Origin of the sequence: Pseudomonas sp. Marseille-Q5299 (assembly GCF_943737035.1) — a bacterium.
Taxonomy (GTDB): domain Bacteria; phylum Pseudomonadota; class Gammaproteobacteria; order Pseudomonadales; family Pseudomonadaceae; genus Aquipseudomonas; species Aquipseudomonas putida_E.
In genome coordinates, this window is sequence record NZ_CALSFR010000002.1 from 58,712 (window position 1) to 73,372 (window position 14,661).

At 63.7% G+C, this 14,661-nt stretch carries 10 protein-coding genes; 3 read left to right on the top strand and 7 right to left on the bottom strand.

Annotated elements, in window-relative coordinates:
• Positions 1-221: 221 nt before the first annotated feature.
• Genes NGJ21_RS04700 through NGJ21_RS04710 form a run of 3 tightly spaced genes read left to right on the top strand, consistent with a single transcriptional unit; the run spans position 222 to position 5,694 of the window.
• Entirely contained in the window at positions 222-1,460 is a 1,239-nt protein-coding gene (locus NGJ21_RS04700) for an exonuclease SbcCD subunit D C-terminal domain-containing protein (protein WP_115275439.1), read from the top strand.
• On the top strand, positions 1,457-5,101 hold the full coding sequence (locus NGJ21_RS04705) for an AAA family ATPase (RefSeq protein WP_251961892.1): 3,645 nt from the start codon (positions 1,457-1,459) through the stop codon (positions 5,099-5,101). Before NGJ21_RS04700 ends, NGJ21_RS04705 begins: the two co-directional genes overlap by 4 nt.
• On the top strand, positions 5,098-5,694 hold the full coding sequence (locus tag NGJ21_RS04710) for a glutathione S-transferase (protein WP_251962012.1): 597 nt from the start codon (positions 5,098-5,100) through the stop codon (positions 5,692-5,694). Before NGJ21_RS04705 ends, NGJ21_RS04710 begins: the two co-directional genes overlap by 4 nt.
• 7 nt (positions 5,695-5,701) lie before the next feature.
• On the opposite strand, the gene NGJ21_RS04715 is transcribed toward NGJ21_RS04710, so the two are convergent.
• The 7 genes from NGJ21_RS04715 to NGJ21_RS04745 all read right to left on the bottom strand — a co-directional run bounded on the left by NGJ21_RS04715 (position 5,702) and on the right by NGJ21_RS04745 (position 14,648).
• Positions 5,702-6,832 (bottom strand): lactonase family protein, encoded by a 1,131-nt coding sequence (locus NGJ21_RS04715; RefSeq protein ID WP_251961893.1) that lies wholly within the window; start codon positions 6,830-6,832, stop codon positions 5,702-5,704.
• Positions 6,798-7,088, bottom strand: coding sequence for a DUF5629 family protein (locus tag NGJ21_RS04720; protein WP_115275578.1), 291 nt, complete (start codon positions 7,086-7,088; stop codon positions 6,798-6,800). Before NGJ21_RS04720 ends, NGJ21_RS04715 begins: the two co-directional genes overlap by 35 nt.
• Positions 7,089-7,206: 118 nt before the next feature.
• Positions 7,207-9,603: an efflux RND transporter permease subunit gene (locus NGJ21_RS04725; protein ID WP_371316851.1), complete on the bottom strand. Its 2,397-nt coding sequence runs from the start codon at positions 9,601-9,603 to the stop codon at positions 7,207-7,209.
• Positions 9,600-10,640, bottom strand: a complete 1,041-nt coding sequence (locus NGJ21_RS04730) for a WD40/YVTN/BNR-like repeat-containing protein (RefSeq protein WP_115275652.1) — start codon at positions 10,638-10,640, stop codon at positions 9,600-9,602. The genes NGJ21_RS04725 and NGJ21_RS04730 overlap by 4 nt, the downstream gene beginning before the upstream one ends.
• Before the next feature lie 249 nt (positions 10,641-10,889).
• Positions 10,890-13,547 (bottom strand): aminopeptidase N, encoded by a 2,658-nt coding sequence (gene pepN, locus NGJ21_RS04735; RefSeq protein WP_251961894.1) that lies wholly within the window; start codon positions 13,545-13,547, stop codon positions 10,890-10,892.
• A 13-nt stretch (positions 13,548-13,560) separates the two neighbouring features.
• Entirely contained in the window at positions 13,561-14,391 is an 831-nt protein-coding gene (locus tag NGJ21_RS04740) for a DUF2797 domain-containing protein (protein WP_046786512.1), read from the bottom strand.
• Positions 14,388-14,648, bottom strand: a complete 261-nt coding sequence (locus tag NGJ21_RS04745) for a YeaC family protein (RefSeq protein ID WP_046786513.1) — start codon at positions 14,646-14,648, stop codon at positions 14,388-14,390. Before NGJ21_RS04745 ends, NGJ21_RS04740 begins: the two co-directional genes overlap by 4 nt.
• Positions 14,649-14,661: the final 13 nt, after the last annotated feature.

The following is a 14,661-nucleotide window of genomic DNA, read 5'->3' on the forward strand; positions in this document are numbered from 1 at the left end:
ATGGCCGGCAACAAGCGAGCAAATGGCCACTATGTCGACCCGTTCGCATAATGGAATGTCCCTGTAGCGCACTGCCCTCCCTTTCAACGCATCGAACACTGCCCGGCTCAGACAATCGCCAAGCCACTTGAGTTACCATACCGCCCTCCTTCGAGGGCTACCTTGGCGCTGTCATGACGCCAGATGCCGAAGCCTTCATGTCCCAATCCAACAGGTCATCCATGCGTCTGTTTCACACCTCCGACTGGCACCTGGGCCAAAGCCTGCACGGCCAGGAACGCGACTTCGAACACGCCTGCTTCCTCGACTGGCTACTCGGCCAGCTGCGCTTGCGCCAGCCCGACGCGCTGCTGATCGCCGGTGATATCTTCGACACGGTCAACCCACCGGTCAAAGCCCAGGAGCGGCTTTACGACTTCATCGTCCAGGCCCACGAGCAACAGCCGAAGCTGGATATCGTGATGATCGCCGGCAACCATGACTCCGGCTCGCGCATCGAGCTGCCCGCCGCGCTCATGCGCCGCCTGCGCACCCACGCGCTGGGCCGTGTGCATTGGCTCGACGAAGGCCAGCTGGATGCCGAACGCCTGCTGATCCCACTGACCAACGGCCGCGGCAAGGTGGCCGCCTGGTGCCTGGCCCTGCCCTTCCTGCGCCCGGCCGAGGTCACCGGCCCGCAGTTGGGCGACGACTACCTGCAGGGCATCAACCAGGTGCACCAGCAACTGATCGCGGCCGCGCAGAAAAAACGCAAGAAGGACCAGGCGCTGGTCGCCATCAGCCACGCGCACATGGCCGGCGGTGCTGTGTCCGAAGACTCCGAGCGCAGCCTGATCATCGGTAACGCCGAGGCCCTTCCGGCCAAACTGTTCGACAAGGCCATCAGCTACGTTGCCCTGGGCCACCTGCACAAGCCGCAGAAGGTCAACCGCGAAACCCGCATCCGCTACAGCGGCTCGCCGATCCCATTGTCGTTCGCTGAAATCAATTACCCGCACCAGGTGCTGGAAGTCGAGCTCGAGGGCACTGAACTGGTCAGCGTCGAAGCGCGCCCGGTGCCGCGCGCCGTGGCCCTGCAGCGCATCGGCCCTGCGCCGTTGGGCGAGCTGCTGGAGCAACTGGCCGAGCTGCCGGTGATCGACCTGCTCGAAGACCCCAACCGCCAGCCCTGGCTCGAAGTGCGTGTGCTCTTGGACGAGCCGCAGCCCGACCTGCGCCAGCAAATCGAAAGCGCATTGGAAGGCAAAGCGGTGCGACTGATCCGCATCGGCGCCGAATATGCTGGCCGTGGTAACGACGAAGAAAGCGATCTTGAGTTCGTCGAACTGTCGCAGATGACCCCGCAGGACCTGTTCAGCCGCGCCTGGGAACAGGCCTATGGCAACCCCGTCGACGAACAGGCCCTGGCCGACTTCGCCCTGTTGCTGCAGGACGTTCAGCTGGAAGAGGAACAGCCATGAAGATTCTCGCCATCCGCCTGAAGAACCTGGCATCCCTGGCCGGCCCGGTCGACATCGACTTCACCGCCGAACCCCTGGCCAGTGCCGGGCTGTTCGCCATCACCGGGCCGACCGGTGCCGGCAAGAGCACCCTGCTCGACGCCCTGTGCCTGGCCCTGTTCGGCACCGTGCCGCGGCTCAACGCCATCGGCCGCGAAGCCAAGGTGCCGGACGCCAATGGCGACATCCCCACATCCGACCCGCGCAACCTGCTGCGCCGCGGTACCGGCAGCGGCTTTGCCGAGGTCGATTTCATCGGCATCGACGGCCACCGCTACCGCGCACGCTGGGAGGCCAACCGCGCCCGCGACAAAGCCAACGGCAAGCTGCAGCTCAGCCGCCAGAGCCTCTACGACCTTGACAGCGAGCAGGTGCTGGGCAGCGGCAAGAACGAATACAAGCAGCTGATCGAAGCCCGCCTGGGCCTGAACTTCGAGCAGTTCACCCGCGCGGTGATGCTGGCCCAAAGCGAGTTCAGTGCCTTCCTCAAGGCCGACGACAGAGAACGCAGCGAGCTGCTGGAAAAGCTTACCAACACCGCCATCTACACCCGCCTCGGCCAGCGCGCCTTCACCAAGGCGCGGGAAACCGGCGAAGCGCACAACGCACTGAAAGACCGTGCCAGCCACCTGCTACCGATGGTCGCAGAGGCCCGCGCCGAACTCGACGAGCGCCTGGAGCAGGCGCAGCAACAATTCAAGAACCACCAGGCGCGGCAGCGCCAATTGGAGCAACAGCGCAACTGGCTCAACGAACAGCGCCAACTGCAAGCCCAGCACAACGAAGCCAGCGCGGCCTTGCAGGCTGCCGAGCAAGGCTGGCAAGCCCTGGCCGAGCAACGCCTCGACCTGCAACGCCTGGAGCGCCTGGCACCGCAGCGCCACCAGTTCCACCGCCAGCAAGTACTGACCGCGCAACTGGCGCCCTTGGCTGCGCAGATCGCAGCGCAACACCAGCAGCAAGGCGAGCTGCAGACACGCACCGGCGAACTGCAACAGGCGCTGCTGGCGGCCCGCCAGTCGCTCGCCGACAGCCAGGCCCAGCACAGCGAAAACACCCCGCGCCTGCGCCAGGCGTTCGCCGGCCAGGACAGCCTGGCACGGCTGGACAATGAGCTGACAACGCAACGCACGGCCAGCCAGCAGGCCGACCAGCACGTCGCCGAAGGGCAGCAGCAACAGCAGCAGCTGGAAGAAAATCAGCAACGCAGCCTGCAACAGCTGGCACAGATCGACGAGGCACTGGCCGGTAGCCAACACCTCGCCGGGTTGGCAAACGCCTGGCAGGCCTACCTGCCCCAACTCAAGCAAGTGATGCTGATCGGCGGGCGGCTGAGCAAGGGCCGCGAAGAGCTGCCGGGCCTGCAGGCTCAGGCCAGCCAGGCCAACGTGCAGTTGCAGGCGCAGCGCGACCATTACGAACTGCTGTTCCGCGAAGCCAAGGCCGAACCACAGGCGCTGGCCGAGCAGATCGACCTGCTCGGCGGCATGCTCCAGGACAATCGCAAACAGCAGCGTGCCGTCGAAACACTGTCGCGCCTGCATGGCCGCGAGCTGGAGTTGCGCCAGCAACTTGAGGCCATACGTGAGCGCCAGCAGCAGGCCATGCAACAACGCCAGCAACTGATCGGCGAAGGGACTGCAGCCAAGGCCGAGCTTGAGGCCGCCGAGCAGGCGCTCACCCTCACCCGCCAACTGCTGGAGCGCCAGCGCCTGGCGCGTAACACCAGCGTCGAAGAGCTGCGTGGCCAGTTGCGCGACGGCGAGCCCTGCCCGGTGTGTGGCAGCGCCGAACACCCATTCCACCAGCCTGAAGCGCTGCTGCAAAGCCTGGGCCGGCATGACCAGGCCGAAGAGGACGCGGCGCAGAAGCAGGTCGAATCCCTCAATGGCAAGCTGGTGGAACTGCGCACCCAGCTTGGCGTGGTCAACGCCCAGCTCAAGGACTACCAGCAGCAACAGGTACAACTGAGCGAGCAATTGCAGCCATTGGTTGCGCAGGTGCAGGCTCACAGCCTGTGGCCTGCCCTCGCCCCCCAGGACGACAAAGCCCGCACGGCCTGGCTGGCCAACCAGCTGCAGCGCCTGGACGATGAAATTGCCAAGGACGAGAAACGCCAGAGCGCCCTGCTCGCCTTGCAAAAAGAGGCTGCCCGCCTCAACCAGCAATTGCAGGCGGCGCATGAAGCGCAACAGCAGGCCCAGCGCCACCTGGACCACCAACACCAGGCTCTGGCCAGCGACGAACAGCAGTTGCAGCAAGGCCTGGATGACCTGGCCAGTGTGCTGCCGGATGATGTCCTGAAGGCCCTAAGCGACGACCCAGCCAATGCCTTCCTCGGCCTCGATCAGCAGATCGCCCAGCGTTTGCAACAGCTGGAGCAGCGCAAAGACGAGCAGGAAGAACAGCAAGCCCGCCAGGTACAGCTGGACAAGCTGCGCGACCAGCAGCAGACACGCCTGCAGGCGCAGCAGCAGTTGCAGCAGACACTGGCCAGCCTTGTCGAGCAGCGCCAGCAGGCGCAGGCCAACCTCGCCGAACTGCTAGGCCAACATGCCAGTGCAGAAGCCTGGCAACAGCACCTGGAGGCACAACTGGAGCAGGCCCGTGCGGCCGATGCCGACACCGCGCAGCGCCTGCAGGACCTGCGGACCCAGGGCGTGAAACTGGCCGCCGAGCTTGATGCCAACGCCCAACGGCAGCAGGCACTGGAGCAGGAGTGTCAGCAGTTGCAGGGCGCAATCGCCCAGTGGCGCAGCGAGCACCCCGAGCTGGATGACAGTGGCCTCGATCGCCTGCTGGCCATCGACGATGCGCAACTTGGGGCCCTGCGCCAGCAGCTGCAGCACGCAGAGAAAGCCATCGAACAAGCTCGCGTGCTGCTGCAGGAGCGTGAACAGCGGCTTGAGCAGCATAACGCCCAGACACAGGGCGAGCTGTCCGCTGACGACCTGGAGCAGACCCTGGCCGAGCTCCAGCAGCACCTCAACGTTCAGGAACAACAGTGCGCCGAACTGCGCGCGCAACAGGCCGATGACCAACGCCGCCAGCAGGCGCACCAGGCCCTGGCCGCCGAAATCGAACAGGCCCGCGAGCAGTGGCAGCGCTGGGCACGCCTGAATGCACTGATCGGCTCGGCCTCCGGCGATGTGTTCCGCAAGATCGCCCAGGGCTACAACCTTGACCTGCTGCTGCACCATGCCAACGCCCAGTTGCGCCAACTGGCGCGGCGCTACCGCCTGAAACGTGGCGGCAGCGCCCTGGGGCTGCTGGTGCTGGACACCGAGATGGGCGACGAACTGCGCTCGGTGCACTCCTTGTCTGGCGGTGAAACCTTCCTGGTCTCGCTGGCCCTGGCCCTGGGCCTGGCGTCAATGGCGTCGAGCACCCTGCGTATCGAGTCGCTGTTCATCGACGAGGGGTTCGGCAGCCTCGACCCCGAGTCGCTGCAATTGGCCATGGACGCCCTCGACGGCCTTCAGGCACAGGGCCGCAAGGTGGCGGTGATCTCCCATGTGCAAGAGATGCACGAACGCATTCCGGTGCAGATCCAGGTGCGGCGCCAGGGTAACGGCCTGAGTGATGTCGAGGTATGCGGGTGATCCTTTACTCGTTTCGCCGTTGCCCATGGGCCATGCGTGCGCGCCTGGCACTGCGCTATGCCGGGTGCGAGGTACACATCCGCGAAGTGGCAATGAAGAACAAGCCGGCCGAGTTGCTGGCTTTGTCACCCAAGGGGACGGTGCCGGTGCTCGACACCGGCGAATGCCTGCTAGAGGAAAGCCTGGACATCATGCGCTGGGCGCTCGAGCGCAATGACCCGCAGGACTGGCGGCTGCAGGCTGACCCTGCAGCCGCACAACAGGCTGACCGACTTATTGCCCGCAACGACAGCGAATTCAAGGCGCAGGTCAACCTGTACAAATATGCCGAGCGATACCCCGAGCACACACGCGAACATTACCGTCAGCAGGCCGAGGCCTGGCTGGCGGCGCTTGAACACCTGCTAGAGGGCCGGCCCTACCTGCTGGCCCACCATCCAAGCCTGGTCGACGCCGCACTGCTGCCCCTGATGCGCCAGTTTGCCGGGGTCGAGCCGCAGTGGTTCGCCGAGGCGAACTATCCGCGTGTGCGCAGCTGGCTGGAGGGATGGTTGGCGTCTGACCTGTTCAACGCAGTGATGGCGCGCCCCTGATCGATAGTCACTCGATGAACTTCAAATCCGAAGGTGCGTCCTGCGCCAGGGTCTGCACAGTCTCACCCAGCTTGCCCGTACGCGGATCGCGGCGCATGACCACGATCTGGTTGCTCTTCTGGTTGGCCACCAGCAGGAAATTGTCACTCGGGTCCAGGGCAAACTCCCGCGGGTGGTCGCCCTCCACAGAACGACGCTGCAGGAAGGCCAGCTGCCCATCATCCTTGCCCACACTGAATGCAACGATCTCATTGGCCGTGCCGCGGTTGCTCACATACAGAAAGCGCCCGTCCGCCGAGAGGTGCAGGCCGCCTGCCGCCTTGGCCGCCACGTCCTGCTGCTCGGTCAGCGGCAGGCGCTGGCGTTCGCGCAGGGCAGCATCCTCGACATCGAACATGACCACTTCGGCGCTCATTTCCAGCGTCAGATAGGCATGCCGCCCCTTGGCATCGAACAACAGGTGACGCGGGCCACTGCCAGCTGGCAGGTCGACCGATGCGGGGATGGCCGGGCTTAGCGGGCGGTCGGTGCTGGCGCCGTCGTAGCGGTAGATGAATACCCTGTCGGCCCCCAGGTCACTGGCATACAGGTGACTACCGTCCGGCGACAGCACCACTGAATGCACATGGGCACCGGCCTGGCGCTCGGGGTTCACCCCACTGGGCTCGTGTCCGGCCTGCTGCACCACATCCTTGAGTTTGCCGTCTTTGGCCACCGGTATCACCACCAGGCTGCCGCCCGGGTCTGGAGCAACGGCGTAGTTGGCAACGAACAAGTAACGCTGGTCGCGGCTGAGGCTGGCATGCGTCGGTTCGTCGCCACGGGTGGCAACCTGGTTCAGCGGCTTGATCTCACCCTTGCTGCTCACGCTGAAACTGCTGGCGTGGCCCTTTGGCGCCTCGTTGACCGCGAACAGTTGCCGCTGATCCGCCGAAAGCACCAGCCAGGAAGGGCTGACGCTCTTGACCACCTGCTGCGGCGCAGGGCCGATGAGGCCAGTCTTGCTGTCGAACTGGTAACGGTAGATACCTTGGCTCGCACCATCGGTATAACTGCCCACCAGCAGCGTGACGGCCTGGGCATTCAAAGTCAGGCTCATGAGGCTAGCGGCCAGCAGGCTCGTCCAGGTCGGGTTCATCGTCGTCTTCATCCGGGGCGCGAAAGGCACTCATACAGACTAGACGATGCTCGCCCTGGGCATCGTGCAGTTGCCACTCGTCACCGGCGCCGATGGCAGCGGCGACCTGTTCGGCAGTGAAGGCCCAACGCCGGTGTTGGCGGCCGTCCATGCATTCGACCGTCAGGCCTGTTTCATCAAGGTTGAAGTCGAAGGCGTGCAGGCCATCGATCAGTAGCATGTCGCAGGATGCGAGGGCGGTGGCGAGGGGAGACATGAAGGTACCAGCTGAAAAAGAGGCGACAGTATAGCCTTCGCGCCGCTTTGCAGCCCAGTCGCCGCAGTTCGTCGCCACGACAAACCGGAGATTGGGCCGCAAAGCGGCCCTCCACCATTCAATGGGCGAAGATCGAACCGCCCTGCTTGCCTGCCATCTTCTCGGGCTTGATCAGGAACCGCGCCAGTGCCGGCAGCAGCCACAGCGCACCGAACATGTTCCACAGCAGCATGAAGGTCAGCATCAGGCCCATGTCGGCCTGGAACTTGATGGCCGAGAAGATCCAGGTGCACACGCCGATGGCCAGGCACAGGCCGGTGAACAGTACCGCCTTGCCGGTCGAACGCAGGGTCTGGTAATAAGCTTCCTGCAGCGGCAGGCCGGCACGCAGGAAGCTTTCCAGGCGGCTGTAGATGTAGATGCCATAATCGACACCGATACCCACGCCCAACGCCACCACCGGCAAGGTGGCGACCTTCACCCCGATCCCCATGAAGGCCATCAGCGCATTGCCCAGTACCGAGGTCAGCACCAGCGGCAGCACGATGCACAGGGTGGCAGCAAAGGAGCGGAAGGTGATCAGGCACATCACCGCCACGCAGATGTACACCAGGATCAGGATGGTCAGCTCGGCCGACTTGATCACCTCGTTGGTCGCAGCCTCGATCCCGGCGTTGCCCGCCGCCAGCAGGAACTGCAAGCCGTCCTTGTCATGGCTTTCGGCAAACGCCTTGGCAGCGCTGGTGACACGTTCCAGGGTTTCGGCCTTGTGGTCGTTGAGGAACACCAGCACCGGCGCCAGCGAGCAGTCGGCGTTGTACAGGCCGTCGGCGCGGGCGATGGAGTTGTTGAGGATGTCCGGGTTGCGCGACAGGGTTTCCCATTTCAGGCTGCCCTCGTTCATGCCCTTGATCACCTGCTTGGACACCGTCACCAGAGAGATCGCCGACTGCACGCCGGGGGTGTTCTCCATGGTCCACATCAGCTCGTCGATCGGTGCCATGGTCGAGTGGATCGAGCAGCTCTCCGCCGGCGTCTTGACCATCACCACCAGCACATCGGAGCTGGTCGAGTAGTTGCTGATGATGAAGTTGTTGTCCTGGTTGTAGCGCGAGTCCGGGCGCAGCTCCGGCGCGCCCTGGTCGAGGTCGCCGATCTTCAGGTTCTGGCTGTACCACAGGCCACCAGCGAAGGCGACCAGGGCCAGCGCGATGGACACCGGTGCCACCTTGGCGCTGGCGAAGTTCGACAGCAGGCGCCAGAACGGATGCTCCCGGGTGGCGTCCTTCTTGCTGCGCTCGATGGCCTTTTTGCTGATGCCGATGTAGGAGATGGCTACCGGCAGCAGGATCAGGTTGGTGAAGACGATCACCGCCACGCCGATCGACGCACCGATGGCCAGCTCGCGGATCACGCCGATGTCGATGATCAGCAGGGTAATGAAGCCCACCGCATCGGCGAGAATCGCGATCATCCCGGGCAGGAACAGCTGACGGAAGGTGCGCCGGGCAGCGGTCAGGGCATTCTCGGCATCACTGGACTGCAGGGCGATGCCGTTGATCTTCTGCACCCCATGGGAAATGCCGATGGCAAAGATCAGGAACGGCACCAGCATCGAGTAAGGGTCCAGGCCAAAGCCCACCACATGCATCAGGCCCAATTGCCAGACCACTGCCACCAGGGTGGTGATCAGCACGGCGATGGTGCTGCGGATGCACCAGGTGAACCAGTAGAGCAGGACCCAGGTGATGACCAACGCCACCCCAAAGAACATCGCTACCATCACCAGGCCGTCGATCAGATCACCGACCTTTTTGGCGAAGCCGACGATGTGCACCTTCACATTGGGGTTCTGCGCCTGGAACTTGTCGCGAATTTTCTCCTCGAGCAGGTGCGAGAACTGCTGGTAGTCCAGCTTGACCTGCTTCCCGGGGTCCTGCGGATCGGGGTAGCTTTCCAGCAAGGGTACATCGACGATGCTGGACTTGAAGTTGTTGCCCACCAGGCGCCCGACCTGGCCGGACTTGAGCACGTTGTCGCGCAGTGAGTCGAGGCTGTCTTGCGAACCGTTGTAGGTATTGGGGATTACCTCGCCGCCGGAGAACCCCTCCTCGGTGACTTCACTCCAGCGCACGCTGGGGCTCCACAACGACTTGAGGCCCGCGCGGTCGACGCCGGGGATGTAGAACACCTCATCATGGATCTGGCGCAGGGTCTCCATGTAATTCTTGTCGAAAATGTCGCCGTTGACCGCCTCGACCGAAATGCGCACGGTGTTGCCGAGGTTGGCCAGGTCGTTGCGGTGCTCCATCATCTGCTCGATGAACGGATGCTCGAGCGGAATCATCTTCTCGAAACTGGTCGAGGGGCGAATCTGCGCGGCCTGCCAGAACAGGAAGATGCTCACCAGCACGCACAGGGCGATGACCACCGGGCGGTTGTTGAAGATCAGCCGTTCCAGCAGCGTGGGTTTGTCTTGGTGGTGGGGCTGCATGATGCTCTCTCGGCTGGTCATGGGCGAGGCTCCTCGGCTGCCTGGTCGGCACCTTCGCCGGTGGCCAGATGTAAACCGCCCTGCCCTACCAGCAGCAAGCCGCCATTGGCCAGGCCACTGACACCGGCCAGGGCAATGCGGTCGGCGCGGTTGTAGACAGTGAAGCTCTGCCCGTCATCAATGCTGCGCAGCACGCTGCCGCCATTGCCGACCAGTATCAGGCTGCCATCATCCAGAAGCGTAGCGCTTGCCAGGCCGAATTCGAGGTTGCCGCGCGCGGCCTTGAGTTCGATCGGCTGCCAGCTATCACCAAAGTCCGTAGAGCGGAACAGGTTGCCGCGCAGGCCGTAGGCCAGCAGTGTCTGCGGCTGGGCGGTGCCGATCACGCCGAACAGCGAGCCCTCGTAGGGGCCATCGAGCTTGCTCCAGCTCTGGCCGCTGTCGCTGGAGCGAAACATGCTGCCCTGCTCGCCGACGATGAACAGGCCGGCATCCCTGATCTGGGCAATACCGTTGAGGTGCATCTGGTCGGGGTTGTCCAGGCGCTCGGCGACGTCCTGCCAGTGCTGGCCGCCATCGCGGGTTTCCAGCAGTGCGCCGTAAGCGCCCACGGCAAAGCCGTGCTGGGCATCGAGGAAAGTGACATCGAGCAACGGGGCTTCACGGGCAAGGTCTTCGAACTGCTTGCTCCAGGTCGCACCGCCATCGTTGCTGGCGAGGATCTGCGCATCGTGCCCGACTGCCCAGCCACGCTTGTCGTCGACGAAGAACACTGCGGTGAGCAATTGCCGGGTAGGCACCCGGGCCTGGGTCCAGGTCTTGCCCTGGTCATCGGAGAACAGAATGTGGCCGCGATCGCCCACTACCACCAGGCGCTTGCCAGCATGAGCGGCATCGATCAGCAGGCTCTGGCTGGCCTTTGCCGATTCGGTGGAATACTCCTGGGCAGCGGCGGCTTGCGTGCTGCCCGCCCACATCCCCAGTGCCAGCGCCAGCATTGCGCCGGCCGCCAACGGCCAGGCACCGCGCCTGGCCTGCGTCATTACCCGCTCCCTCATGACCGTCCCCTGTTTGTTGTTCTTGGTGGGTCTGTGCCTTGCAGGTACTGCGAAAACCTTGTGGTAGAGGCCTGCAATAGCTTCGGGCCATCGTAGCGGGGATGTTTGCGGGAATACAACGAGCGGGACGTTATGTTTTGTTAACCAGAAACAAGGGGCTGTTGCACAGCCCAATCGCCGGCAAGCCGACTCCCACAGGTACTGCACCGCCCTGAAGGCTTGTGCATTACCTGTGGGAGATCCCAGACTTTATGCCAGGCTTTTGCTCACCACTTCATACACATCGCTGGACAGCGCCCCGGAAGCGAGAATCCGCTCCAGCTCGCCCTTCATCAGCGCCTGGCGCGCGTCGTCATACTTGCGCCAGCGGGTCAGCGGTGCCAGTTGACGCGAAGCGATCTGCGGGTTCAGCGCATTCAGTTCGATCACAAGGTCCGCCAGGAAGCGATAACCCGAGCCATCGGCCGCATGGAAGTTGACCAGGTTCTGTCCGGCAAACGCACCGACCAGCGCACGCACCTTGTTCGGGTTTTTCAGGGTGAACGCCGGGTGCTGCATCAGCGCCTTGACCCGCGCCAGCCCGCCCGGCAAGGCACTGGCTGCCTGCACACTGAACCACTGATCCATGACCAGCGGGTTGTCCTTGAAGTGCTCGGCGAACGTTTCCAGGGCCTTGGCACGCTCGGCCTCGAACGGCGAATTGACCAGCACGGCCAGCGCCGTCAGCCGTTCAGTCATGTTGTCGCAGTTGTCGAATTGCTCAAGGGTCGCTGCCAGCACCTGCGGTTTACCGCTGAGCATCAGGTACGACAGAGCAATGTTCTGCAGGCTGCGACGGGCGAAGTGCTCGGCTGCGGCGACGTAGGCGGTGTTGCGCGAAACCTCGCGGTGCGCCTGATAGCGCGCCCACAGGCCATCGAACAACTGCTCGGCGATCTGCCGGCGGGCGAATTCGCGTGCCGTGTGGATGGCGTCGACATCAGCCACCTGGCTGATCTCGGTCAGGTAGGCTTCGCCCGGCAGCGACAGCATCTCGGCAACCATCGCGGCGTCCAGCGACTCGTTGGCCAGAACAGTGCCCAGGGCAGTGATCAAGCGCTGATCGAGTTTCAGTGCTTCACCACGCTGATGCTGGCCGATCAACTGCTGCAGTACCTGTACCGACAGTTGCTGACCCGCTTCCCAGCGGTTGAAGCCATCGCTGTCGTGCTGCATCAGGAACATCAACTGGTCACGGTCGTACGGGAAGCTCAGCTTCACCGGCGCACTGAAGCCGCGCAGCAGCGATGGCAGCGGCTTGGCCTGGATACCTTCGAAAGTGAACGTCTGCTCGGCCTCGGTCACCGACAGTACGCGGCCAGTACCAACAGCGGCGGCCTCACCGGCCAGGCGCAGTGGCAGGTCGTTGCCCTCGGCATCCAGCAGGCCCAGCTCCACCGGGATCACGAACGGCAGTTTCTCGGCCTTGTCCGGCGTCTGCGGGCAGCTCTGGCGGAAGGTCAGGCTGTAGGTTTGTGCTGTGGCGTCGTAGACCTCGCTGACATCCAGGCGCGGCGTGCCGGCCTGGCTGTACCAGCGCTTGAACTGGGTGAGGTCGACGCCGTTGGCGTCTTCCATGGCTTTGATGAAGTCATCGGTGGTCACCGCCTGGCCATCATGGCGTTCGAAGTACAGGTCGCTGCCCTTGCGGAAACCCTCGGCGCCCAGCAGGGTACGGACCATGCGCACCACTTCGGCGCCCTTCTCGTACACGGTCAGGGTGTAGAAGTTGGAAATCTCGATGAAACTGTCCGGGCGCACCGGGTGGGCCATGGGCCCTGCATCTTCGGCAAACTGGTGGGTTCGCAGGTAGGCGACGTCCTCGATGCGCTTGACCGTGCGCGAGTTCATGTCGGCGCTGAATTCGGCGTCGCGGAACACCGTGAAACCTTCCTTGAGCGACAACTGGAACCAGTCGCGGCAGGTCACGCGGTTGCCCGACCAGTTGTGGAAATACTCGTGGGCGACCACGCCTTCGACACGCTGGTGGGCAGCATCGGTGGCGGTTTCGGCGCGGGCCAGCACGCAGCTGGAGTTGAAGATGTTCAGGCCCTTGTTTTCCATGGCGCCCATGTTGAAGTCGTTGACCGCGACGATCATGAAGATGTCCAGGTCGTACTCACGGCCATAGACTTCCTCGTCCCAGCGCATGGACTTCTTCAGGCTGACCATGGCGTGGTCGCACTTGTCGATGTTCTCGGGTTCGACATAGATGCGCAGGGTCACGTCGCGGCCGGACTGGCGCACGAACGTGTCCTCGACGCACCACAGGTCACCGGCCACCAGCGCGAACAGGTAGGCCGGCTTCATGAACGGGTCTTCCCAGGTCGCCCAATGGCGGCCATCTTCAGCCGGCCCGCTGCCGATCGGGTTGCCGTTGGACAGCAGCACCGGGTAGCGATGCTGCTCGGCGATCACCGTGGTGGTGAAGGTGCTCATCACGTCCGGGCGGTCGAGGTAGTAAGTGATCTTGCGGAAACCCTCGGCCTCGCACTGGGTGCAGAACATCTTGCCGGACTTGTACAGGCCTTCCAGCGCTGTGTTGCTCTCGGGGTGGATCTTCACGCTGGTGTCGAGGGTGAAACGCTCGGCCTTGGGGTGCAGCGTGAGGCTGTCGGCTTCGAGCTGGTAGTCGCTCGCCTGCAGTTGCTGATCGTCCAGCGAGGCGCGCAGCAGCTCGAGCTGCTGGCCGTCGAGCACCAGTGGCGGCAGGCCGGCACCGCGTGCCGGATTGCGGCGCATGACCAGTTGCGCATGGACCAGCGTGTGGTCCTCGAACAGCTCGAAGGTCAGGTGCGTCTCGTCGATCAGGTACTCGGGCGCCTGGTAGTCCTTGAGGTAGATCACTTGCGGTTGTTCGGTACGCATGTGCAGGTCCTTTTTACTGGAGCACGGCCAACTGGTAGGCCGTGTACTTGCGAATATTGATCACGCCGGTGTCGAAGATCAGGTACTGCCCCTTGATGCCCAGCAGCGTGCCTTCCACCACCGGGTCCTTGTCGAGGTTGAAGCTGACGATCTTTTTCGGGTAGGCCTGGACCGGGTATTTCATCTGCACCACTTCGGCATCGGGCAGCGGCTGGATCGCCTGCAGGCCGAAGCGCGCCTGCAGATCGCGCAGGCCATCGGCGCAGGCATCGAAGATCTGCTCGCGAATGGCCACCAGGTCGAGCACCTCGGCGTCGCCCTTGAGCAGCGCGCGCCAATTGGTGCGGTCCGGCACCTGGCTGCGCAATACGTCTTCGACCAGGCCCGATTGCTGGCGGGTCGCCACGCGCATGATCGGCAACGCCTGGCTCGCACCCTGGTCAAGCCAGCGGGTGGGCAACTGCGTAGCGCGGGTGATGCCAACCTTGACCCCGGACGAGTTGGCCAGGTAGACCACGTGGTCGGTCATGCAGAACTGCTCGCCCCAGGACGGCTCGCGGCAGGTGCCGGCGTCGTAGTGGCAGCGTTCCGGCGCCATGATGCACATGTCGCACTGGGCCAGCTTGGTCATGCACGGGTAGCAGTAACCCTGGCTGAAGCTGGTCTTGGTGCGTTTGCCGCAATGGCTGCAGTGAATGGCGCCGAGGTATTGCAGGCGCAGGGTCTGGCCGATCAGCGGGTTGACCGGCACCTGCGTGTCATCCAGGCGAAAACTGTACTGCACCACGGGTGCTTCCAGGCTTACCGCCATCTTGCTCAAAGAGCCACGAGCGAGTTCGATCAATGTACCGAGTCCGACTTGAACAGAATGTTAGGGATCGGCGCAGACTTCGATGCGCACTCCTGGGGCCCCATGTAGCCGGTACGCTGGTCTTCTGGCAGGTTTTTCATCTCCCAGGCGATCACCGCCTGCAGCGACAGCTCCTTCTGCTCGGCGGTGAGCTTGCGGCCATCGGACCATTTGCCGATTTCCACGGCCGTTTTCAGGCTTTCGTAGATCTGCGGCGTGATGTTTTCGATCATTTGCGCGAACGTGGACATAGCGTCTCCTAAA